At 71.0% G+C, this 23,382-nt stretch carries 14 protein-coding genes; 3 read left to right on the forward strand and 11 right to left on the reverse strand.

The window, feature by feature from the left end; translation table 11 throughout:
* The first annotated feature begins 175 nt into the window (after window positions 1–175).
* On the forward strand, window positions 176–3,784 hold the full coding sequence (locus tag AOJ26_RS19355; protein WP_053849572.1) for a LamG-like jellyroll fold domain-containing protein: 3,609 nt from the start codon (window positions 176–178) through the stop codon (window positions 3,782–3,784).
* Between the two features lie 52 nt (window positions 3,785–3,836).
* Here AOJ26_RS19355 and AOJ26_RS19360 read toward each other — a convergent pair whose 3' ends face one another.
* The 7 genes from AOJ26_RS19360 to AOJ26_RS19390 all read right to left on the reverse strand — a co-directional run bounded on the left by AOJ26_RS19360 (window position 3,837) and on the right by AOJ26_RS19390 (window position 14,711).
* Entirely contained in the window at window positions 3,837–5,642 is a 1,806-nt protein-coding gene (locus AOJ26_RS19360) for an RICIN domain-containing protein (protein WP_053849573.1), read from the reverse strand.
* A gap of 32 nt (window positions 5,643–5,674) precedes the next feature.
* Window positions 5,675–7,798, reverse strand: coding sequence for a beta-galactosidase (locus AOJ26_RS19365; RefSeq protein WP_053849574.1), 2,124 nt, complete (start codon window positions 7,796–7,798; stop codon window positions 5,675–5,677).
* 28 nt (window positions 7,799–7,826) lie between these two features.
* Window positions 7,827–8,750 (reverse strand): carbohydrate ABC transporter permease, encoded by a 924-nt coding sequence (locus AOJ26_RS19370; protein ID WP_053849575.1) that lies wholly within the window; start codon window positions 8,748–8,750, stop codon window positions 7,827–7,829.
* Complete coding sequence (locus tag AOJ26_RS19375; RefSeq protein ID WP_053849576.1) at window positions 8,747–9,622, reverse strand: carbohydrate ABC transporter permease; 876 nt, start codon at window positions 9,620–9,622, stop codon at window positions 8,747–8,749. The genes AOJ26_RS19370 and AOJ26_RS19375 overlap by 4 nt, the downstream gene beginning before the upstream one ends.
* 1 nt (window position 9,623) lies before the next feature.
* Window positions 9,624–11,009 (reverse strand): ABC transporter substrate-binding protein, encoded by a 1,386-nt coding sequence (locus AOJ26_RS19380; RefSeq protein ID WP_053849577.1) that lies wholly within the window; start codon window positions 11,007–11,009, stop codon window positions 9,624–9,626.
* Window positions 11,010–11,268: 259 nt separating this feature from the next.
* Window positions 11,269–12,366 (reverse strand): LacI family DNA-binding transcriptional regulator, encoded by a 1,098-nt coding sequence (locus tag AOJ26_RS19385; protein WP_053849578.1) that lies wholly within the window; start codon window positions 12,364–12,366, stop codon window positions 11,269–11,271.
* A gap of 239 nt (window positions 12,367–12,605) precedes the next feature.
* Window positions 12,606–14,711, reverse strand: coding sequence for an alpha-galactosidase (locus tag AOJ26_RS19390; RefSeq protein ID WP_053849594.1), 2,106 nt, complete (start codon window positions 14,709–14,711; stop codon window positions 12,606–12,608).
* Window positions 14,712–14,920: 209 nt separating this feature from the next.
* On the opposite strand from AOJ26_RS19390, the gene purU reads away from it, so the two are divergent.
* Window positions 14,921–15,793: a formyltetrahydrofolate deformylase gene (purU, locus tag AOJ26_RS19395; protein WP_053849579.1), complete on the forward strand. Its 873-nt coding sequence runs from the start codon at window positions 14,921–14,923 to the stop codon at window positions 15,791–15,793.
* A gap of 32 nt (window positions 15,794–15,825) precedes the next feature.
* The gene (locus tag AOJ26_RS19400) at window positions 15,826–16,617 is read left to right on the forward strand and encodes an IclR family transcriptional regulator (protein WP_053849580.1); all 792 of its coding nucleotides are present in this window, start codon (window positions 15,826–15,828) and stop codon (window positions 16,615–16,617) included.
* A gap of 25 nt (window positions 16,618–16,642) precedes the next feature.
* Here the strand turns inward: AOJ26_RS19400 and AOJ26_RS19405 are convergent, their stop codons facing one another.
* The 4 genes from AOJ26_RS19405 to AOJ26_RS19420 form a co-directional block, all read right to left on the reverse strand.
* Window positions 16,643–19,081 (reverse strand): GcvT family protein, encoded by a 2,439-nt coding sequence (locus tag AOJ26_RS19405; protein ID WP_053849581.1) that lies wholly within the window; start codon window positions 19,079–19,081, stop codon window positions 16,643–16,645.
* A 189-nt stretch (window positions 19,082–19,270) separates the two neighbouring features.
* Window positions 19,271–20,236, reverse strand: a complete 966-nt coding sequence (locus tag AOJ26_RS19410) for an ABC transporter substrate-binding protein (protein ID WP_053849582.1) — start codon at window positions 20,234–20,236, stop codon at window positions 19,271–19,273.
* Window positions 20,237–20,272: 36 nt separating this feature from the next.
* Entirely contained in the window at window positions 20,273–22,279 is a 2,007-nt protein-coding gene (locus AOJ26_RS19415; protein WP_053849583.1) for an ABC transporter permease, read from the reverse strand.
* A complete protein-coding gene (locus AOJ26_RS19420; protein WP_053849584.1) occupies window positions 22,279–23,367 on the reverse strand; it encodes a quaternary amine ABC transporter ATP-binding protein in 1,089 nt (362 codons plus the stop codon). The genes AOJ26_RS19415 and AOJ26_RS19420 overlap by 1 nt, the downstream gene beginning before the upstream one ends.
* Window positions 23,368–23,382 lie beyond the last annotated feature (15 nt).

The following is a 23,382-nucleotide window of genomic DNA, read 5'->3' on the forward strand; positions in this document are numbered from 1 at the left end:
AGATGTGTATAAAAGACACCCTCTCCCCCGCACGCGTTCCCTGCCCCCGCACCCGCCTGGATCGAATCGGTTCGACGGCCATCAAGGCGGGCCGACCCGAATCCGCAACGCGACGATTGAGGACGTATCCATGTCATCCGCTGACAGATCCACGCGCCGCCGGGCGCCGGCCGCCATGGCGCTGGCCCTCGGCGCGGGCCTGCTGGCCGCGCCCGCCGTGCCCGCGCACGCGGCGCAGACGCCCGGGCCCGCCGCCCGCTACACCTTCGACCAGGACGACCTCGCCTCCGGAAGGATCACCGACAGCTCCGGCAACGGCCTGACGGCGAGTCTGGTCAACGGCGCGACGGCCCGGTCCGTGGCCGGCGCGGACGGCGGCAGTGCGCTGTCCCTGCCCGGCGGGGCGCCCACCTCCGACGGCGCCTACGTCCGGCTGCCCCGCGAAGTGGTCGGCGACGCGAGCGACCTGACCGTCTCCGCCCGGGTGAAGTGGAGCGGCGACCAGTCGTCCTGGCAACGGATCTTCGATCTGGGCACGGACACCACCAGGTACCTCTTCAGCACGCCGTACAACGGCAACGGGCTGTTCCAGACCTCCGTGACCACCGGCGGGGGCGGCGCCGAGGCCCAGGTCCGCGGGTACGCGGCGCTGCCCGCGGACGCGTGGCGCACGGTCACCGTCACCCTCGACTCCTCCGCCGGCCGGCTCACCACCTACCTCGACGGGGTGGCGGTGTCCTCGGCGCCGACCGCCGTCAAGGCCAGGGACCTGCTGGGCGGTTCGGCTACGACGGCCGGCTTCATAGGCAAGTCCTTCTACCCGGACCCGCTGCTCAAGGGCGCCGTCGACGACTTCACCGTGTGGCACGCGGCGCTCAGCGCCGAACAGGTGGCCGGCCTGGTCGGTACCGTGCCGACCGTCCAGGACCTGTCGACGACGTCCTTCGACGTCCGTACGACCGACGGGACCGCCCCGGCCCTCCCGGCCGCCGTCCGCGCCGCCTTCTCCGACGGCTACGACCGCGACACACCCGTCGTCTGGGACGCCGTGCCGCCCGAGGAGTACGCCCGCCCCGGCACCTTCACGGTGGCCGGGACCGCGGCCGGACGAGCGGTGCGGGCGACCGTGACCGTGGTCCGCGAGGGCGAGCTCACCGTCGACCTCGGCTCGGACACCGGTGCCTTCCACGGCGGCGCCTCCGGCACCCTCTACGGCGTGTACGGACCGGACGTCCCCACCAACAACCTCATCGAGGGCATGGGGCTGCGCACGGTCTCCACCAAGGCCCAGGACGGTCCGCAGCATCCCGGGGCCGACGCGCTGGACGTGGTGGGGCCCCTCGCCGACTCCACCGACGGCGACGTGTACGTCTACATGACCGACATCCACCGCGGCTTCCCCTACGAGTGGCCGGGCGACACCCCCGCGGAGAAGCTCAGGCTCTACGAGGAGAAGATCGCCAAACAGGTCGACCAAGTCCTGAAGCTCCCGGAGCGGTACCAGGACAACGTGGTCTTCGTGCCGTTCAACGAGCCCGAGGGCAACATGTTCGGCACCGGTCAGTGGAGCTACGACAAGGTGAGCTGGCTCAGCGACCCCGACGACTACTTCGCCGCCTGGGACTCCGCCTACCGGCTCATCAAGGGCAGGATGCCCGGCGCGCGGATCGCCGGCCCCAACACCAGCGTCCTGTACGACCAGGTGAAGGGCTTCCTCACCCACACCCTGGCCGCCAGGACGCTCCCGGACGTCATCACCTGGCACGAGCTGAGCCACCCGGAGGCGGTCCGCGCGAGCGTCGCCAAGTACCGGGCGTGGGAGAAGGAGCTGTCCAAGGGCACCGACCACGAGGGCACCCGACTCCCGGTCAACATCAACGAGTACGCCTTCAACTACCACACCTCCGTGCCCGGCCAGATGATCCAGTGGGTCTCCGCGATCGAGGAGTCCAAGGTGGACGCCGACATCGCCTACTGGAACATCGACGGCAACCTCTCCGACTCCGCGGTGCAGTCCAACCGGGGCAACGGCCAGTGGTGGCTGCTGAACGCGTACGCCTCGATGAGCGGCCACACCGTGACGGTGACCCCGCCGTTCCCCGGCCAGAACTACACGATGCAGGGCGTGGCCACGCTGGACGAGAAGAGGAAGCAGGCCCGGCTGATCTTCGGCGGCTCCACCGGCAAGGGGCACATCACCTTCTCCGGCGTCCAGAAGAAGCTCTTCGGCAAGAACGTGCACGCCTGGGTGCGGGAGATCGAGTGGAGCGGCCAGGTCGGCGACAACTCCGGCCCGAAGCTGCTCACCGAGACGAACCTGAAGGTCGCCGACGACGGCACGGTCACCGTCGACTTCGGTGACGGCACGCTGCCGAAGCTGAAGGAGTCCTCGGCGTACGATATCGTCCTCACCCCGGCCGGGAAGACGACGGCGAACACCCAGTCCCCGTCGGTCCGTTGGCAGGGCTCCTACGAGGCGGAGGACGCCGCCCACACCGGGTCCGGCTACTCGAGGAACGGCCCGGAGGGCTCCACCTCCGACGTGTCGAAGTTCTACACCTCCGGCGGCTACGACGTGGGCGGGCTGCGCACCGGCTCGGACGTCACGCTCGACTTCACCGTGGACGTGCCCGAGGACGGCACCTACGACCTGAGCGTCTTCGCCAACTCCCTCAACACCTTCGACAAGGTGAGGGAACAGGGCCCCACGAACGTCTTCCTGCGGGTGGACGGCCGGGCCGACAGCGAAGAGCAGCTGTACCTCCCGCTCGGCTACAAGTGGGTGGTGTGGGACCACAGCGACACCAAGGTGAAGCTCACCAAGGGCAGGCACACCCTGACCCTCGCCGCCAAGAGCCTGGACGGCAAGCGCGTGACGAAGGGGGACGCCATCGTCGACCGCCTCACCCTGTCCCTGCCGAGCCCCACGGCCGGCACCCGGGTGTACGAGGGCGAGCTGGCCTGGCCGGGCGGCGGGGCACGGCCCGTCTACGACCTCCCGGGCTCGGGCTCGGGCTCAGGCGCGGTCCGGCTCGCCAAGGACCAGACGGCGACCTTCTGGGTGTACTCCCCCGCCGACCGCGAGGCGACCCTCGCCGTCGACACCCTCGGCGGCACCGGCGCCCGGCTCTCCGTCAACGGACACGACGTCCTGCGGCTGGCGAAGAACCGGAGCAGCGTCGCCGTCTCCCTCTCAGGCGGCGTCAACAAGGTGACGGTGACGGGCGGTTCGTCCGTCACCCTCGTCGACCGCCTCACGGTCACGCCGAGCGAGGGCGCCCTGAAGACCCGGACGTACGAGGCCCAGGACGCCGTGCTCGCGGGCTCGGCCACGCTCACCCCGCTCTCCCTGGCCACCGACGGCACGGCGATCACGGGTATCGGCGGCGACCCGGGCAACGGCAACACGGCCACGTTCGATGTCACGGCCGACCGGGCCGGCCTGTACGCGCTGCGGATCCGCTACTCCAACCCGGAGCAGTCGGAGGCCACCCACTACAACCCGGACCCGCTGGCCCGGCACGCCGACATCACCGTGAACGGCGGGGAGCCGCGCCGGGTCGGCTTCCCGCACAGCTTCCACGAGAACAATTTCTGGGAGCTGACCGTCCCCGTCACCCTGAAGAAGGGGCGGAACACGATCGGCTTCCGCTCCGAGGAGCTGCCGAACTTCGACGGCACGACCTACGCCTCGGACACCTTCCCCGGGGTGCTGCTCCGCTCCCGGTACGCGCCGCTGATCGACCGGATCGCCGTGGCGCCGTACGCGCGTGAGGTGAGGTGAGGTGAGCGGTGCCGGCGGCGCCCCTGGGCGCCGCCGGCACGCGGTCCGAGGTTCAGCCGGCCGGAACGAGCCGCCAGTCCTGCGAGCCGTCGGCGACGGCGTTCCGGAGGGTCAGCGGTGCTCCCGCGGACGCTCCGGTCAGATACACGTCCGTGTTCCTGACCGCCTGGAACCGGTAGTAACCGTCGGCCGTCCCGACGAGGTTCCAGCTTCCCGTCGGGCTGTTGTCGACCCACTGGCCGATCCGCTGCCCGACGGTGGCGTTCCCCGTCCAGATCGCCGCCGCGCGGCCGCCCGCCTTGTTGAGCAGGGTCGTGCCGCCGTTCGGCTCGGTCACCACGTGCCAGTACTGGGTGTCCTTGTTCGCCGTCGCGCCCGCGTTCTCCAGGACGACGTCGGGCACGTCCCCGTTGCCGAGGTTGGCGTCGTTGGTCTTGCCGCCGGTGCCGATCACCTGGCCGGTCTTCCTGTTCACCAGGCGGTAGTAAGCGCCCTGTGTGCGGCCCAGGTCGACCTCGGCGTAGGCGATCGTCGAGGTGTCCTGGTTGTTGAGGATCGCGACACGGCCGGTGCCGGCGACGTACTGGAGGTTGCGGCTGTAGCCGGCCCGTGAGGTGGTCTGGTACTCCTTCCACACGCCGGTGCTGCTTCCGCCGTCGTTGACCCAGACGTTGCCGCTGCCTGCCGCGTTGTACACCAGGCGCCCGTCGGGAAGCCGGATGATCACGGGGCTGCCGCCGGTCGCGAGCGGGTGCGAACCGGTGTCGACGGGCAGGGCGGTGACCGCCCCCGAGGTGCCGGCGCGGAACCTCAGCGGGTCGGCGGCGAGCGCGTACCGGACGTTCGCCCCGCCGCCCCAGTACTCGTACGTCAGCAGCCACTTGCCGTCCGTGGTGGGCACCACGTTGGTCATGCCCGGCCGGCCGCCCCCGATCTCCGTCTTGCCGCCGCCCATGTCGTCGGTCAGTCCCGCGACGTCGACGACGGGTGAACTCCACCCCGCGCTACGGCCGTCCCAGGTCCGGTGGGCGAGGATCTGGCCGTGCGAGTCGGTGGCGGTGGCGTTCGCGGGGTCCGGTATCGGGGCTCCGGTGACCGGGTCGATGCCGAGGTAGTCGTTCTCGTCGGAGTAGTAGCAGACGAGCCGGCCCTGATGGACCATCAGGTACGGCTCCCAGACGGGATCCACCTGCTGGTACGTGTTGGCGGCCGCGATGTTCCGGCCGACGGCGCCCGCGCTGCCGCCCTGCCAGCCGCCGGTGGCGACGACGTTGAGGACCTTCCACGTCCTGCCCTCGTCGGTGCTGGAGTACAGGGCGATGGCCAGGTTCTTGCGGTCGCCGTCGTTGGTGGGCGTCCAGTCCGGGTCGGCGGCCTTGTGCTCCTTGTAGTAGTGGTCGTCGCCCGACACGACACTCGCCAGCAGCAGGGTGCCGGCCCGCAGGTTTCCGACGGTCTGCGGGAGCGTGTAGAGGTACGGGTTGGTCCAGTTGCTTGTGTACTTGGCGTACTTGGGGTCGGTGGACAGGTAGGCGGGGGCCTTCACCTCCGAAAGCGGCTGCCAGGACGTGCCGCGGTCGTCGCTCTTGTAGACCGGCAGGGTCTCTCCGTCGGCGCTGCCCGTCCGCGGTACGACGGTCGCCTTCTCGAAGGACGCGACCAGGCGCCCGCTCGGCAACTGCGCCGACTTGGGGTAGACGGCGCAGTTGCCCCGCCCCTTCAGGCAGGGTTCGCTGCCGAGCTGGTAGAGGATTCCTCCGGTCGGGTTGTACGCGTGCGCGCTGCTCAGGGGGATCGCCGCCAGCGCGGTTGCCGCGGCGAAGGTGCCCAGTGTCCGTCCCAGCCGTCTTCTCTGCATTGCCTCTCCTTCGAGGGTGACCGCGGTGGTGCTCAGTCGTCCGCGGTGACGAGCACGCGTACGTCCCAGGCGCCGAGCTCCAGTTGGGCGCCTGCGGGGACCGGGGCGTCGTTCAGGACGTCGGTCAGATCCACGGGAGCGACGACACGGGCCGGCTCCCAGCTCCAGTTGTGGACGATGTGCAGGCGGCGCCCGTCGGACGCGGTGCCGGTCGTCGCGGTGACCGTGTCCGGGAGGTCCTGCCAGCCGTGGCGGGCGACCGGCGCCAGCCACTGCGCGAGAGCCCGTGCGAGGGCGCGGTCCGGGACCGTCCCGACACAGGTGACGCGGCCCTCGCCGTGCCGACGGGTGGTGATCGCGGGCCACTTCCCGAAGTGCGGGTGCCGGTAGCCGGCGAGCACCTCGGCGTCGGTGACGGTCAGCGTGTCGGCCCAGCGGGTCGCCGCCGCGTCCTCCGGCAGCCTCAGAGGGCCCGTTGAGTGCACGGGGACGGTGTGAGCGAGATTGCTGAACTCGTCGTACGACACCCCCGCGGCCTCGGTGAGGCGGGCGGGTGCCTTCTCGTGCCGGGCGCGGGCCTCGTGGTCGGCGTATCCGGTGCGGGGGCCGAGGACGAGGTGGCCGCCGGCGTGGGCGTAGGCGGCGAGCCGGTCGAGGGTCGCGTCGTCGGCGATGTACAGCGCGGGGACGACCAGTACCGGGTGGCGGCGGGCGCACTCCTGCGGGGTCACACCCTCCAGCAGGTGCCGGGCGTGCAGGATCCGCACCTGGCGGCCGGACTCGAAGGCGCCCCGGTAGAAGGGGTCGAAGATGCGGTGGTAGGCGGCGGGGTCGGGGGTGCCGTCGGGCTTCGCGAGCGGCGGGTGCTTCTGCATGAGCCACTTGCTGGGCGTGGAGCAGACCATCGTGATGTCGGCGTCCGGTTCGAGCCCGGCGACGAGGGGACCGGCCTTCGCGAACTCGGCGCCCAGGCGGGCGATCTCGGCGTAGGTGCGCCCGGGCCGGCCGCTGTGCGGCAGGACTCCGCCCCAGTAGGTCTCGGCGCCGAAGCGCAGGGTCTGCCACTGCCAGTACTCGATCATCCGGGCGCCCCGGGCCACGTGCGCCCAGGCGGCCTGGCGCCACTGGCCGTCGTAGCCGGGCCGGTTGTCCCAGGCGAAGCCGATGGAGTTCGCGTTGGTCTCGGTGACGAGGAAGGCCTCCTGGCGGGAGGAGAACATCCAGTCGGCGGTCTGGTACATCGACCAGACACCGGTGGTCTTCCAGGTCTGTTCGTGCGCGTCGGGGGTGGGGTCGGGCAGCAGGAGGCCGTCCTGCATGTCGTAGTAGGGGTTGCCGGAGGCGATGTCGAGCCGGGCGGACAGCTCGTCGTCCGCGACTCCCTGGCGGGTGTAGGAGATGCAGGTGGTGACGAAGTGCTCGGGGGCCGCGTACTCGCGGACGATGTCCGCCTGCCACCCGATGAACTCGGTGACCTGCCGGGCCTGGAACTCCCGCCAGGCGACGTCGTACTGGGGCTGTTCGTTGCCGTCCGGGGTCCACAGGTCGGACCAGTCGGAGAGCCGGTGGGACCAGTAGACCAGCCCCCACTCGCGGTTGAGGGTCTCGACGTCGCCGTAGGTGGCGCGCAGGTGGTTCACGAACCGCTGGAAGACTCCGTGGTTGTGGAGGAGGTGCAGGCCCGGTTCGTTGTCGACCTGCCAGCCGATGACCGCGGGGTGGTCGGCGTAGCGGGCGACGATCTTCCGGATGATCCGCTCGGCGTGGAAGCGGAAGGCGGGGTGGGTGAAGTCCACTTCCTGCCGGGCGCCCCAGCCGATGCGCTCGCCGGTGCGCCGCTCGCCGGTGATCTCCGGGTACTGGCGGGCCAGCCACGGCGGCACCGCGTAGGTCGGGGTGCCGAGGATGACGGAGATGCCGCGCTCGTGGGCGCCGTCGAGGACCGGCCGGAGCCAGTCGAGGTCGAAACGGCCGTTCTCGGGCTCCCAGGTCGACCAGACCGACTCGCCGACGCGGATCACGGTGAAGTGCGCCTCCGCCATGAGGTCGAGGTCGGTCTTCAGCCGTTCGTCGGGCCGCAGGCCGGGGTCGTACGCGGGCGTGTACTCGTGGTAGTACGCGGCACCGAACAGGACGTGGGCGGGCAGGACCGCCATCGGTGAACCTCCGGGATCGAGGGGGGAGTTACTGCTTGACGCTGCCGGCGGCCAGGCCGCTCTGCCAGTAGCGCTGGAGTACGAGGAAGGCGATGACGAGCGGCACGATCGAGAGCAGGGAGCCGGTCACGACCAGCGGGAGCATGTCGCTGCTGGCTCCGGCTCCGCCGTTCTGCGCCTGGGCGGCCCAGGACGAGAGGCCGACCGTGATGGGGTACAGGTTCGGGTCGTTCAGCATGATCAGCGGCAGGAAGTAGTTGTTCCAGGTCGCCACGAGCGTGAAGAGCAGGACGGTCACCAGGCCGGGCGCCAGCAGTCTGAGGGCGATCCGGAAGAAGATCCGGGCCTCCCCCGCGCCGTCGATGCGGGCGGCCTCCAGGAGGCTGTCCGGCACGGCGTCGGCCGCGTACACCCGCATCAGGTACAGGCCGAAGGGGTTGACTAGCGACGGCAGGATGACCGCCCAAGGCGTGTTGACCAGGCCGGCCTTGGCGAACAGCAGGTAGGTCGGGATCGCCAGGGCGGTCGCCGGGACCATGATGGCGCCGAGGACGAGGTTGAAGGCGAACCGGTCGCCGCGGAAGCGGAACTTGGCGAAGCCGTACCCGGCGGCCGCCGCGAGCAGGGCGGCGCCGAGCGCGCTGACGACGGCGTACAGGACGGTGTTGAGCAGCCAGTGCACGAAGACGCCGTCGTCCTGGGTGAAGGTCGCCTGGATGTTCGTCAGGAGCTGCGGGGCGTGCGAGAACCACAGGCCGAAGCTGTCGAACAGGTCCTGGGTGCTCTTGGTCGAGGCGATCAGCAGCCAGCACAGCGGGAGGAGGAAGTAGGCGAGGGCCGCGAGCATGGCGATCGTCAGCGGGGTGCTGCGGCGCCGGGCGGCGGGCCGGTGGCGTACGGGTGCGGCCGGGGTCTGCGCGGTCACCGGTGGCGGCCGCAGGGTGGTCGTCATGCGGTCCTCCTGCGGTTCGCGGTCAGGAGCACGGCGTAGGAGGCGATGACGATGACCAGGCCCAGGAGCAAGGAGACCGTCGCCGCGTAGTTGAGCTGGTCGCCGGTGAACGCGAGGGAGTAGGCGTAGAGGTTGGCGGTGTAGGAGCTGCTGATGACGTCCGGCGCGATGGCCATCAGCAGTTTGGGCTCGTTGAAGAGCTGGAAGCTGCCGATCACCGAGAACAGCAGGGTGAGCAGCAACGCCGGGCGTAGCGCGGGGAGTTTGATCGACCGGGCGATCCGCCAGGCGCCCGCTCCGTCCATGGCGGCCGCCTCGTACAGGTCGTGCGGGATCGTCCGCAGGGCCGCGTACAGGATGATCATGTTGTAGCCGACGAACTCCCAGGTCACGATGTTCGACAGGCTGGCCGGCATCCAGCCGCCGCTGAGGAAGTCCGGGGCCGGCAGGCCGAGTTCCCGGCTCAGTTGGGCGAAGGGGCCGAAGTCGGGGCCGTAGAGGTAGCCCCACATCAGTGCGGCGACCACGCTCGGGACGGCGTACGGCACGAAGATGCCGAGCCGGATCACGCGGGCCAGGCGCAGCAGGCCGCTGTCGAGGGCGAGGGCGAACGCCAGGGCCAGCAGCAGCATCAGTGGGACCTGGAGGAGGAAGAACAGGGCAACCCGGCCGACGCCGTGCAGCAGCAGGGGGTCCTTGAGGGCGGTGGCGTAGTTGTCGAGGCCGACGAAGACCGTGCCGCCGACGAGGCGTTGCTGGAAGAGGCTGAGGTAGGCGGCGTAGAGGAGGGGTGCGAGGAAGAGCAGCAGGAAGAGGACGAGGAAGGGGGCCACGAACAGGGGCCCGGCCCTCCTGGAGCGGTCGGCGGCCATCTCAGGCCCCCTTGACGGTGAAGCCCTGCTTCTTGGCGTACGTCGTCAGGCGCGACTGCCACTGACCGAGCGCGGTGACGGTGTCGGACCTGTCGGCGAGGGACTTGCCGACGGTCTCGGTCCAGTCGGTCGCCGCCTGGTCGAGGAACGGCGGCCACTGGAAGGAGGGCGAGACGGTCTCGCCGATGTCGGCGAAGACCTGGTTGACCTTCTGGCCGCCGTAGAAGGCGGGCGCCTCTCCGGTGAAATCCGGGTCCGTGAGCAGGGACTTGGTGGCCGGGAAGAAGAACTGCTCGGTGGCGAACATCCTCGCGCAGGCCGGGTCGCTGTTGAGGAACTGGGCGAACTGGGCCGCGGCGATCGGGTTCTTGGTGGAGCGCATGGCCGCGGTGGTGGAGCCGCCCCAGTTGCCGGAGGCGGGCTTGGCGGCGTCCCACTGCGGGAGCGGGGCCGCGCGCCAGTTGCCCGCGGTGGACTTGGCCGAGCCGGACAGGAAGGCCGGGCCCCAGGCGGCGGTGAGCCAGGTGGCGTACTTGCCCTTGTTGAAGCCGGCGTACCAGGCGTCGACGAAGTCGGGGTCGGTGCTGATGACGCCCTCCTTCGCGAGCCCGCCCCAGTAGTCGGCGAGCTTCCTGGAGACCGTGTCGTCGACGTCGATGGTGAGGGTGCTCTTGCGGGAGGTGGCGTAGGGCTTGGCGCCCGCCTGCCACAACAGGCCGTGCCAGGCGGCGGGTTCGTTGGCGGCGAGGTTGGTGAGGTAGACACCCGGGTCGGCCTTGTGGAGCTTGCGGGCCGCCTCGGCGAACTCGTCCCAGGTCGTCGGGACGTCGATGCCGTGCCTGTCGAAGATGTCCTTGCGGTACAGCATCCCCATGGGGCCGGTGTCCTGGGGGATCGCCCAGACCTCGCCGTCGGGGCCGCTGACCTGTCCCCAGGTCCAGTCGACGAACTTCTCCTTGAGCGCCGAGGCGCCGTACGGGCTCAGGTCGAGGAGGCTGTCGGTGACGGTGAAGGTGGGAACGGCCTGGTACTCGATCTGCGCCAGGTCCGGTGCGCCGCTGCCGGCCTTCAGCGCGGTGCGCAGCTTGGTGTAGTGCGTGACGCCCTGGCCGGCGTTGACGACCTTGACCTTGATCGCCGGGTACTTCTTCTCGAAGAGGGCGACCTCCTGCTGGATGTCCGGCACCCAGGTCCAGAAGGTCAGGTGGGTCGGGGTCCGCATCGCCTTGTCGATGTCGGCCTGACCGACCGGCTCGGCTGAGCCGGAGGAACCGCCCGGGTCACCGCCGCTGCAGGCGGTGAGCGCGGCACTGAGGGAGAGCGCTCCGGTCGCGGCGAGGAACCGCCGGCGGCTCGTGGCGGACGTGGGGACGAAGGATCGGGGCATGGTGAACTCCCGCCGAGGGGCATAGGGACGGCACGCCTGGCGAGGGCGCGTCGTGAGGGTGGGAAAGGAAGGAAGGGGTGGTGCGGCGTCGGCGTCGTCACCGGGTTCCGGTGGGCGGCGCGGGGCCGGGACCGGCACGCTCGGGTTGTCCCGCGCGGCGGAAGTCCACGGTCGTGGAGGGCGGTTCGGGAGCGGTGAACTCGGCTCGGTCTCCCCTCCCGGCCCCGCGAGGCTGCCTGCGGTGGCCGGGACGTGCGGGTCAGTCGGTGGTGGCCGGGGGCGCGTGCGCGGAGTCGCGGGAGCCTGCGGCCGGACCCGGTCCGCCCGTCGGCGGGGGTGCCGTGGAGGCGCGTACGACGAGTTCGACCGGTGGGTCGCCCGCCGGTGCCGGCTCGGCGTCCGGTTTCTCGATGGCCTGCACCAGGAGCCGGAGTCCTTCCCGGGCCACGGCGTCGAAGGGCTGGCGGACGGTGGTCAGCGGCGGGGTGACATAGGCGGAGACGGGGATGTCGTCGAAGCCGACGACGCTGACGTCCTCCGGCACGCGCAGGCCCGCCTCCAGCAGAGCCCGGATCAGGCCGACGGCCATGTCGTCGTTGGCGGCGAACACCGCGGTGACGTCGCCGGCGGCGGCGAGTTCACGGCCCGCCGTGTAGCCGGACGAGGCCGACCAGTCGCCCTCGATGACGGCGGGCTGCTCCCGGCCGCGTGCCGCGAGCGCCGCGCGCCAGCCCTGGAGACGGTCCCGGGCGGCGAACCACCGCTGCGGGCCGGCCAGGTGATGGACCGTCACATGTCCGAGGTCCAGCAGGTGTTCGGTGGCCGCCCGGGCCAGCGACTCGGCGCCGACGCCCGCGGCCACGGCCCGTGGGCCACCGAAGGCGGCCGGCGCCCCGAGGACCAGGACGGGGACGTCGACGCTGAGCGCCGCCGAGCCCTCGTCGATCGGCTCGGAGACGACGATGCCGTCCACGCCCTGTTCGAGGAGCGACTCCACGGCGCCGGCGACGCCCGCCGGATCGCCCTCCAGCGTGTTGACGACCCGGAGCGCGTACCCCGCGTCCCGGGCGGCCCGCTCGACGCCGATGAGCAGGGAGGCGGGGCCGTACAGGGCGGTGCCGAGGGTGACGACGCCGATCGAACGGGTGCGCCCGGAGGCCAGGGCCCGGGCCGCGCCGTTGAGCCGGTACCCGAGCTCCTCCGCGGCCCGGAGAACCCGCCCGCGGACCTCCTCGGAGACGTACCGCTCGCCGTTGAAGACCCGGGACACCGTCTTCTGGGACACACCGGCCAGCCGCGCCACGTCCACGGCGCGCGGTGCGCCAGGGCCACTGCCCTGTCCTGCGACTGGCGTCATTGCTGTCTCCCGGTGTCCGGCGGCTCAGATCCTAGCCAGAGCGGTCCGTCGAGGGCCTGTCCGCCCTTTCTGACTGCGCTGTCATGACTGCGCAGTCATATCTACGCAGTCGGTCCGGGCGTGTCAAGAGTTCGCGCAGGATCGGCAGGGCGAGGCGGCGGGCGCGCACACGCGGGAGGTCGCTCCGCGGACCGGTGCGGCCGGTGGAGCGATGTCGGCGAGGACGGAGGATCAGGCGCTCACGCGGTCCCGCCCAGCCCGAGCAGTACGGCGGTGTCGGGACGCGGCAGACCGACGGTCAGCTCTCCCTCGGCCGGGTCCCACTCGGCCGTGGCGTCGGCCGTCGTGGGCTGGAGCACCTCCGGGCGCAGGTCGACGCCCCGCAGATGGGGAAGGGTGAGCGTGCGGCTCGCCGGGGCGCCGGGCCGCTCGCGCCGCCACACCGTGACGTACGTGGAGCCGTGCCCGCGCAGGCCGTGGGCGATCCAGGCGTCGTCCCAGCCCGGCAGGCCCAGCGGCCAGAAGGGGCGGGCTTCGGCGATCGCCGGCCGGATGTCCTTGTAGACGCGGATCGCCGACCGGACGAGGTCGAACTGCTCGTCGTCCATGCGGTCGAGGAAGCCGGAGAGGTGGATCCGGCCCAGCAGTGCGCCGGTGAGGGTGAAGGCGATCCGGTCGGTGGTGTGGTCGGGCTGGGGGTAGGCCCACACCGCGGCCTGTTCGGGGGTGACGGCGGTGGCGGCGGCCGCGGCGACGGGCGGGTAACGCAGGGGGTCCTGCTGGTCGCTGGTGGACTGGAGCTGGGCGACGGAGAGTTGGGCGTAGTCCATGCGCAGGCCGCCGGAGCCGCAGTTCTCCAGGACCAGGCCGGGGTGCCGGTCGAGGAGGCCGGACAGCCAGTCGAGGTGGGCGCGGTGATGGCCGAGCAGTCCGGCGCCGGGGCTCTCCGGGCCGTGCTCCGTGCCGGGTCCGCTGTTGATGTTGTAGTCGAGCTTGAGGTACCCGACGCCCCACTCGCCGACCAGCCGGTCCACCACCGCGTCCAGGTGGGCCCGGGCGGCGGGGTGGCGCAGGTCCAGGTGGTGGCGTCCGTGTTCCGTCACGCGCAGGCCGCCGCGCCGGAAGAAGGCCTCGGGCGGCAGGCTGCGGGCCAAAGGGCTGCGCACGCCCACCACTTCGGGCTCCAGCCACAGGCCGGGGACCATGCCGTGGCCCCGGATCGCGTCCAGCACCTCGTGGATGCCGCCGGGGAACCGCCCCCGGGCGGGTTCCCACGCCCCGACTGCGTCCCACCAGCCCTGGGCGTCGTCGTCGTACCATCCCGCGTCGATGACGAAGACCTCGGCGCCCGCCCTCGCCGCCGCCGCTACCAGCGGCAGGAGTTTGCCGGTGGTCGGGTCGCCCATGAGGGTGTTCATGTAGTCGTTGTAGATCACCGGCAGGGCGCGGCGGTCGGGGTGGTCGCGGCGGAACCGCCTGCGGTGGTCGGTGAGTTCACCGAAGGCGGTGTCGAGGCCGCCGGTGCCGCCGCGGACGAGGACCGCGGGTACGGTGACGAACTCCTTGCCGGGCGCGAGGGTGTGCCACCACTGGTGGTGGGCGTCGTCGGGGCCGAACAGGGCGGCGTAGGCGGCGCCTTCGCGTTCGCCGGTCTCGAAGCGCCAGCCCGCGCTGGACTCGATCTGCCACAGCCAGGTCCGCCCGGAACGGTCGGTGAGCGCGCCCATCGGCAGGTGGCGGCCGGTGGACCAGCTCCCCTGCGAGTGGCGCTCGAAGCAGCCGCGTCCCTCGTGACCGTGTGCGAACCGGCTCAGCGGGGCGATGTGCTCCCGGAAGGGGGCCTCGCGCCAGCGGCATTCGGCGAGCCAGTCGTTGTCCGCCCAGTGCAGAGTCAGTCCGTCGACGCCGCCGTCGGGGTCGGTGATGCCGCCGAGGGTCAGGGTGCTCACGCTCTCCAGCCGCAGCGGCGCCACCCCCTCGTTGACCAGACGCACCCGCGAGCGCAGGGCACCGGCGCCCGCCACCGTCTCCAGGAGCACCTCCGCCGCCAGGCCCGTCTCCGGGTCCGCCAGCCGGATCGTGGTGCGCTCACGGTCTCCGTCCCGGACCGTCCCGTGGTCGCGGTAGGCCAGTCGGTCGCCGATCGCCGTCTCGATGAAGCGCTCCCCCGACCACAGGCGTCCGTGCCCGGTGGCGGTGACCTCGACCAACGGCACCAGGGTGGCCCATTCCTGGCCGGGCGTGCCCAGCCGGACCGATCCGGAGGCACCCAGGACGGCGTGCAGCCCGAGCCCCGGATGCGACCAGAGCGGTGATCCTCCGAGCGGGCCGGCGGCTGCGGTCAACGCGGTTCCCCTTCCGGGACGGCTGGTGTGCCGGACGGGCACGAGGTGACCGTTCATGATCCTCACACGCCCGTGACCGGTCGTACAAGCACCAGCCGTTCCGCTGCCGCCGCACCGGGAGCCGGCTCTTGACCGGGGGTGGCCAGAGCCGGGACCATGTTGCGTATCAGTCGCACTGTTGCGTATCGCGCAGCCTTCGGGAGGACTCAGTGTCTCTTCGACCGCACTCCGACCGCGAGTTCGTCCTCACCCTGTCCTGCCCCGACCGCTCGGGCCTGGTCCACGCCGTCACCGGCTTCCTGGTCCGGCACTCGGGGAACATCCAGGAGAGCCAGCAGTTCGACGACCGGCTCCAGGACCGCTTCTTCATGCGCGTCCACTTCGACGTCTCGGACCCGGGCACCGGTCTGGAGGAGCTGCGGTCCGGCTTCGCACCGGTCGCCGAGGCGTACCGGATCACCTGGCAGCTGCGGAACGCGACCACCCCGACCCGCACCCTGATCATGGTGTCGAAGTACGGCCACTGCCTGAACGACCTGCTCTTCCGGCAGCGCACCGGCGCACTCGGCATCGAGGTGCCGGCGATCGTCTCCAACCACCGGGACTTCGCCCCGCTCGCGGAGAGCTACGGCATCCCCTTCCACCACGTGCCGGTGACCCCGGAGACCAAGGCGGACGCGGAGGCGCGCCTGCTCGACCTGGTCGACCGGCTGGACATCGACCTCGTGGTCCTCGCCCGCTACATGCAGATCCTGTCGAACGACCTGTGCAAGCAGCTCGAGGGCCGGGCGATCAACATCCACCACTCGTTCCTGCCGAGCTTCAAGGGCGCCCGGCCCTATGTCCAGGCGCACGAACGGGGCGTGAAGCTCGTCGGGGCCACCGCCCACTACGTCACCCCGGACCTCGACGAGGGGCCCATCATCGAGCAGGACGTGATCCGCGTGAACCACGCCCAGAGCGCCGGGAGTCTGGTCACCCTGGGCCGTGACGTCGAGGCGCAGGTCCTGGCCCGGGCCGTGGAGTGGCACAGCCAGAGCCGGGTGATGATCAACGGCCGTCGCACGGTGGTCTTCCGCTGACCGGCGCCGATTCGTTCGCATAGGGTTCCGCCATGAGCAGCTACGGCACCGAGTCCGGGGGCGCTTCCGGCGGCGGGGTGCAGTCCGTCGACCGGGCCGTCACCGTGCTGGAGATCCTCGCGCAGCGCGGCGAGGCAGGGGTGAGTGAGGTCGCCGAGGCGATCGACGTCCACAAGTCCACCGCGTTCCGTCTGCTCGGCGCGCTGGAGGCGCACGGGATGGTCGAGCAGGAGGGCGAGCGCGGGAAGTACCGCCTCGGCTTCGGCATCGTGCGGCTGGCCGGCGCGGTCACCGGGCGCATCGACGTCACCAGGCACGGGCGCGGGATCTGCGAGCGCCTCGCCGACAAGTTGGGCGAGACGATGAACATCGCGGTCCTGGAGTCCCACCATGTGATCAATCTCGACCAGGTGCGCGGCCGGTCCGCCATCACCGCGCAGAACTGGGTCGGCCGGCTGACGCCGATGCACTGCACGTCGAGCGGCAAGGTCCTGCTCGCCCATCTCCCGGACGGCCGCCGGGAGGAACTCGTCGCGGCGGCCGGACTGGAACGGATGACGGCACGCACGCTGACCTCCCGGCAGGAACTGGAGGCCGAGCTGACCCGGGTCCGCGAGCAGGGTTACGCGATGACGGTGGAGGAGTACGAGGAGGGCCTCAACGCCATGGCGGCGCCGGTGCGTTCCCGTGACGGCAAGGTCGTCGCCGCCCTCACCGCCTCGGGTCCCGCCTTCCGGCTCACCGAGGAGCGGATGCACGAACTGGCACCCGTGCTGGTGGAGGGCGCCGACGAACTCAGCCGCCGACTGGGCCACTTGGGCTGACGGTCGGCCCGCGCCGCGCTGCCGCTCAGCCCCGGAGACGGGACATCGCCGGGTCGAACAGCGGCTCCTCGGCCACGACCGCCTCCACCCGCTGGTCGAAGTAACCGATGTGCAGCACCCGCCCGGTCACCGCGAGCTCCGCCGGCAGCCAGGCGTAGGCGATGCCCTTGCCGATCGTGTGGCCGAAGGCGGCGCTGGTGACGTAGCCGACCGCGCGCCGCCCGTCGTACACCGGCTCCTTGCCCATGACGACGGACCGCGGGTCCTCGATGGTCAGGCAGGTCAACTTCCGCCGCACGTCGGCCCGGCGGCGTTCCAGCGCCGCCTTCCCGACGAAGTCCTCCTTGTCGGCCCTGACCGCGAAGCCGACGCCGGCCTCGTAGGGGTCGTGCTCGTAGGTCATGTCGGTGCCGAAGGAGCGGTAACCCTTCTCCAGGCGGAGGCTGTTGAAGGCGCCCCGGCCTGCCGCGATCCCGCCCAGCGGCTTCGCCGCCCGCCACAGGGTGTCCCACAGCTTCAGGCCCAGGTCGGCCGTGGTGTACAGCTCCCAGCCGAGCTCGCCGACGTACGACAGGCGCATGGCGGTCACCGGGACGGACCCGATGTGGGCCCGCCTGGCGCGGAAGTACTTCAGGCCCGTCGCCGAGAAGTCCTCGTCCGTGAGCGGCTGGAGGACGTCCCGGGCGAGCGGTCCCCACAGGCCGATGCAGCAGGTGCCGGGGGTGATGTCACGGACCTGGACGGTGCCGTCGGCGGGGAGGTGGCGGGTGAACCAGTCGAGGTCGAGGTTGCCGTTGGCGCCGACCTGGAAGACGTCGGGGGCGAGCCGGGCGACGGTGATGTCGCTGCGGATGCCGCCGTCGTGGTCGAGCAGCAGGGTGTACGTCACCGAGCCGACGGACTTGGCGACCTTGCCGGTGCACAGCCGCTCCAGGAAGTCGGCGGCGCCCCGGCCGCTCACCTCCAGGCGCTTGAGGGCCGTCATGTCGTACATCGCGACGGTCTCGCGGGTGGTCTGGGCCTCGGCACCGACGACGGGCGACCAGTACCGGGCGGCCCAGTCGTTGGGCGTGACGATCGAACGGCCCTCCACCAAGCCCGCGTTGGCCTCGTACCAGTGCGGCCGCTCCCAGCCGTTCGCCTCCAGGAAGAAGGCGCCGAGCTCCTGCTGGCGGGAGTGGAAGGGGCTGGTGCGGATCGGGCGCGGGTCCCCGGACGGCTCCAGCGGATGGAGGATGTCGTAGACCTCGACGAAGTTGCGGCAGTCGCGGGCCAGGACGTACTCCGGGGAGAGCTGGTGCGGTTCGAAGCGGTTGACGTCGCACTCGTGGAGGTCGAAGGAGGAGCAGTGGCCGTCCACGAGCCATTCGGCGACCGCCCGTCCGACGCCTGCGGAGTGGGTGACCCAGACGGCCTCGGCGACCCAGAAGCCCTTGACGTCCGGGGACTCGCCGAGCAGGGGCAGGCCGTCGGTGGTGAAGGAGAACAGGCCGTTGATGCCCTCCTCGACCTTGGCGTCCTTCGTCGCGGGCAGCAGGGACTGCGTCTCGGTCCAGGCGTCCGCGAAGTCGTCCTCGGTGAACTTGAGGACCGAGGGCATCGCGTCGGCCTCGTCGACGGAGAGGATCTCGTCGGCGGTGACCGGCATGGGGCGGTGGCCGTAGTAGCCGATGCCGAGGGTGTCGTGGCGGTCGCGGTAGTAGAGGTCCGCGTCCTGGTGGCGCAGGATCGGGCGCACCGCCTCCTCGGTCTGCCCCGCGAGTGCCGGGACCGGACCGGTCCAGGCGAGCTGGTGGGCGAGCGGGGTCAGCGGGAGGTTCATACCGACCATGCGGGCGATCCTCGGGCCCCAGATGCCGGCGCAGCACACGACGATGTCGGCTTCCAGGTCGCCCCGGTCGGTGCGGACGCCCGTCACCTCGCCGTCGGCCTGGAGGACGTCCAGGACCTCGTGGCGGGCCAGGAAGGTCACGCCGCGTTCGGTGGCCCGGCGGATCTGCGCCTCGACGGCGAGGACGGCCTTGGCGAGGCCGTCGGTGGGGATGTGCAGGCCGGCGAGGACTCGTTCGCGGCTGACCAGGGGGTGCTTGTCGACGCACTCGTCGGCGGTCAGGATCCGCGACTCGACACCCCAGGCGGTGAGCCAGCCGTGCCGGCGGTGGAGTTCGGTGACGCGCTCCGGGGTGGTCGCCACCTCCAGGCCGCCGACCTGGAGGAAGCAGGGCTGTCCGTCGACGTCCAGGGAGGAGAGCTTCTCGACGGTGTAGCGGGCCAGCTCGGTCATGGTCTTGGAGGGGTTGGCCTGGAAGACCAGGCCGGGGGCGTGCGACGACGACCCTCCGGTGGCAGGGAGCGGTCCCTGGTCGACCACGGTCACCCGGGTCCAGCCTCGCGCGGAGATCTCGTCGGCGAGGGCCGCCCCGACGACGCCCGCTCCGATGATGACCACTCGGGGTCCCGCCATCGCCGCACCTCCGGTAAGTTGCTTTTTACGCAACATGATTCAGGCTGCGCAACTCAATGTGCCCGCCGTGCCGGTGGGTGTCAAGAGCTCCCGTGACGTCGGAGAACGTCCCGCGACAACCCCGGAAAACGGCGGGGCCCGGTGGGCGGCACGCGCGCGCGTGCCGCCCACCGGGCCTCCTGGACAGGGTTACTTGATCCAGGCGTCGACCTTGCCGCGGTTGGCGTCGACCCACTTCTTCGCCGCCGCCTCCGGCGTCATCTTGTCCACCGCGATGTACTTGGCCACGGTGTTCTGGTCGTCGTTGGTCCAGTTGAACTTCTTCACCAGGTCGTAGGCGGGGCTGCCCGACTTGGCGAACCTGGCGCTGACGATCTTGTCGAGGTCGTAGACGGGGTAGTCGCAGGCGACCTTGGCCGGGTCGGCGTCGCAGCCCGACTTGTACGCGGGCAGGTCGACCTTGACCAGCGGCACCTCGGAGAGGAACCACTGCGGCTCGTAGAAGTAGCCGATCACCCACTCCTTGTTCTTCTCGGCGTTGCGGTACGCCTGGATCAGCGCGGTCTCGCTGCCCGCGTACACCACCTTGAAGTCCAGCTTCAGGTTCTTCACCAGGGCCTCGTCGTTGGTGACGTACGACGGGTCGCCGTCCAGGAGCTGGCCCTTGCCGCCGGACTCCGAGGTCTTGAACTTCGCGGCGTACTTGTTGAGGTTCTTCCAGTCCGTGATGTCCGGGTGGGCCTTGGCCAGCCACGGCGGCACGTACCAGCCGATGATGCCCTTGTTGCCGGTGGAGCCGGCCTCCACGGCGGTCTTCTGCTGGGTGATGTACTTCTTCTTCAGGTCGTCGTGGCCCCAGTTCTCCAGGACGGTGTCGACCTCGCCGGTGCCGAAGCCCTGCCAGGCGATCTCCTCCTTGAGGTCCTTCTTGGTCACCTTGCACTTCAGGTCGTGCTCGGCGACGTACGCGACGACCGCCGCGTCCGCCTCGTAGCCCACCCACGGGTTGACCGCGAGGTTGAAGGTGCCGCACTTGCCGGAGCCGCCCGAACCGCCGGCCTCCGAGGAGTCGCCGACCTTCGCGCCGCCGCAGGCCGTGAGGGTGAGGCCGAGGACGGCCAGGCCGGCCGCGCCGGCTCGCCAGTGTCTTGCCATCGTGTGGTGCTCCTTAATCGTGCGCCGATACGGCGTTCATGCGCTGGTGCGGCGAGCCGCGGCCTGGGTGATCCGGTCGAACATGACGCCGAGCAGGACGATGGCGAGTCCGGCCGCCAGGCCCTTGCCGTAGAGCTGTCCCTGCGAGAACCCGGCGACCACGTCGTAGCCGAGGGCGCCCGCACCCACGAGGCCGCCGACGACCACCATCGACAGCACGTAGATCAGGCCCTGGTTGGTCGCGAGCGTCAGCGCGCCGCGGGCCATCGGCAGTTGGACCTTGGTGATGATCTGCCAGGTGCTGCACCCGGCGGAGGTGGCCGCCTCGACGGTGGTCGCGGGCACGGTCCGCACCCCGTCCGCGATGATCTTGATGGCGACCGGTGCCGCGTAGACGATCGCGGCGACGATGGCCGTGAACCGGGTCGCGCCGAACAGCGCGAGGAACGGCACGAGATAGACAAAGGGCGGCATGACCTGGGCCGCGTCGAGGGTGGGCCGGACCAGCCGGTCCACCAGCGCGCTGCGCCCCATCCACACCCCGACCACCACGCCGAGGAGCATGACCAGCACGGTCGCCACGAGGGTCGAGGCCAGGGTCGTCATCCCGTCCGACCACACGCCGGTGGCGACCAGCAGGCCCACGCACACGGCGGTGGTGATCCCGGCCCGCCGTCCGCCGAGGACCACGGCGATCCCGAGCAGGGCCGCGCCCACGAGCCACCACGGGGAGTCGGTGAGCAGCGTCTGGAACGGGTTGAGCAGTCCGTCGGTGATGACGTCACGGAAGCCGTTGGTGAGCCCGGACAGGTTGTCCTGCGCCCAGGTGGTCACGTCGTCGGCGGCCTTGGCGATGGTGCTGCCGGTGCTTCCGTCGCCGGGGAACTCGGCCGCCCACACGTAGGTGTGCGAGAGGTAGACGAGTACCGCCGCCACCGCTCCCCCGGCGACGAGCAGGTGCCGGCGCCACTTGAGCAGCGGGCCGCCGGACCGCCGGGCCGCCTCCGCGCGTCCGCTCGCCGCGGTGGTGACCCGGTCCAGGACGATCGCCATGACGACGATGGCGAGGCCCGCGTTGAAGGCCGTGCCGACGTCGAGGGACTGGAGGGCCTGGACGACGGTCTTGCCGAGGCCGGGCGCGTCGATCAGGGCCGCGATGGTCACCATGGCCAGGGCGGCCATGATGGTCTGGTTGACGCCCATCACCACGGTCCGCCCGGACATCGGCAGCAGGACCTTGAGCAGCGTCTGCCGTCGGGTGGCGCCCAGGGAGTCGGCCGCCTCGACCGTCGTCGCGGGCACGGAGCGGATGGCGTGCGCGGTGATGCGGATGGCCGGGGGCGCCGCGTAGATGACGGTGGCGATGGTGGCGGAGGCCCCGCCGATGAGGAAGAACAGGGTCAGGGGTGCCAGGTAGACGAAGGTCGGCATCGTCTGCATGAAGTCCAGGAACGGGGTGACGATCCGGTTGACCCGCTCGGACAGGCCCGCCCACACGCCCAGCGGGAGGGCGAACAGCAGCGCCACCAGGACCGCGGACAGGGTCAGCGCCAGGGTGTCCATGCTCTCCTGCCACAGACCCTGGAGCCCGAGGAAGGTGAAGCCGGCCACGGCCAGCAGCGCGACCCGCCAGTTGGCGACCGCCCAGGAGACGTAGCCGGCCAGCCCGACGACCCCGAGCCAGCCGATCTGCGGGAGCGGGCGGTCGCCGGACGGCTGGGAGATCAGGTCCTGCACGAAGGTCACCAGGTTGTCGATGACCAGCCGGATCTCGTTGAAGAAGTACAGGAACAGCGGGTTGGAGTTGCGGTTGGCGCCGATGGAGTCGTTGACGTCGTTGAGCCGGTGGTGCAGTTCGGTGAGATCGGCCGCGGCGAGCGACAGGGTCTGCTTCCCGCGCAGGACGAGGAAGAGGACGAGCCAGACGACCAGGACGGCGCCGACCACCATGGACCGGCTGATCCTGCGGACCGGAGCGGCGGGTGGCGGCGGGGCCTGCTCGGCCTCCCCCGACGTCTCGGGTTTCTCCATGGCGACGGTCATCAGGCGTCGCCTTCCTGCCCGGCGACCACCGCGAGGATCTCCTCGTCGCCGACGATGCCGAGCAGTTCGCCGTTCTCGACGACCTTGACGGGCTTCTCTGCCGCGAGCACCGCCCGGGTGGCCTCCTTCACCACCACGTCCGGGCCCAACTCGGGGCCGTCCAGGGGGTCTTCGGGGGTGGCCGGGCGCATGATCCAGCGCAGGGTCAGCACGTCGCCGCGCGGCACGTCCTTGACGAAGTCGCGCACGTAGTCGTCGGCGGGGGCGCCGACCAGTTCGTCGCCGGTGCCGCACTGGACCGTCTTTCCGTCCCGCATGATGAGGATGCGGTCGCCGAGCTTCAGTGCCTCGGAGAGGTCGTGGGTGATGAACACCATGGTCTTGCCGACCTCGTGGTGCAGCCGGATGACCTCGTTCTGCATGTCACGGCGGATCAGCGGGTCGAGCGCCGAGAAGGGCTCGTCGAAGAGGAGGACGTCCGGATCGCCGGCCAACGCCCTTGCCAGCCCCACGCGTTGCTGCATGCCGCCGGAGAGCTGGTCCGGGTAGGAGTTCTCGTAGCCCGCGAGGCCGACGAGTTCGACCACCTCCAGCGCCCGCCTGGTGCGCTCGGTCCGGCCCGTGCCGCGGATCTCCAGTCCGAACGCCACGTTGTCGACGACGCGGCGGTGGGGCAGCAGACCGAAGTGCTGGAAGACCATGGAGAACTTGCTGCGCCGCAGTTCCCGCAGCCGCTTCTCGTCGGCGTCCCGGATGTCCTCGCCCTCGAAGACGATCTCGCCGGCGGTGGGCTCGATCAGCCGGGTGAGGCAGCGCACCAGGGTGGACTTGCCGGAGCCGGAGAGTCCCATGACGACGAAGACCTCGCCGGGCGCGACGTCGAAGCTCACGTCGCGCACGGCGGCGGTGCAGCCGGCGCGGTCCATGAGTTCGCGGCGGGTGAGGCCGCGCAGCTCCTCGGAGTCCGGTACCTGGTCCGCCTGCGGCCCGAACACCTTCCACAGCCCGCGTACGGATATGACGGGCGTGGGGGCCGCGTCCTCGGGGGTGCCGCGGCGCGGCGGCACCTCGGTCTGGGTTGGGGTCATGGTCGACCTCTTCTC

The sequence above is a fragment of the Streptomyces sp. NRRL B-24085 genome (genome assembly GCF_001282115.1).
GTDB lineage: Bacteria > Actinomycetota > Actinomycetes > Streptomycetales > Streptomycetaceae > Streptomyces.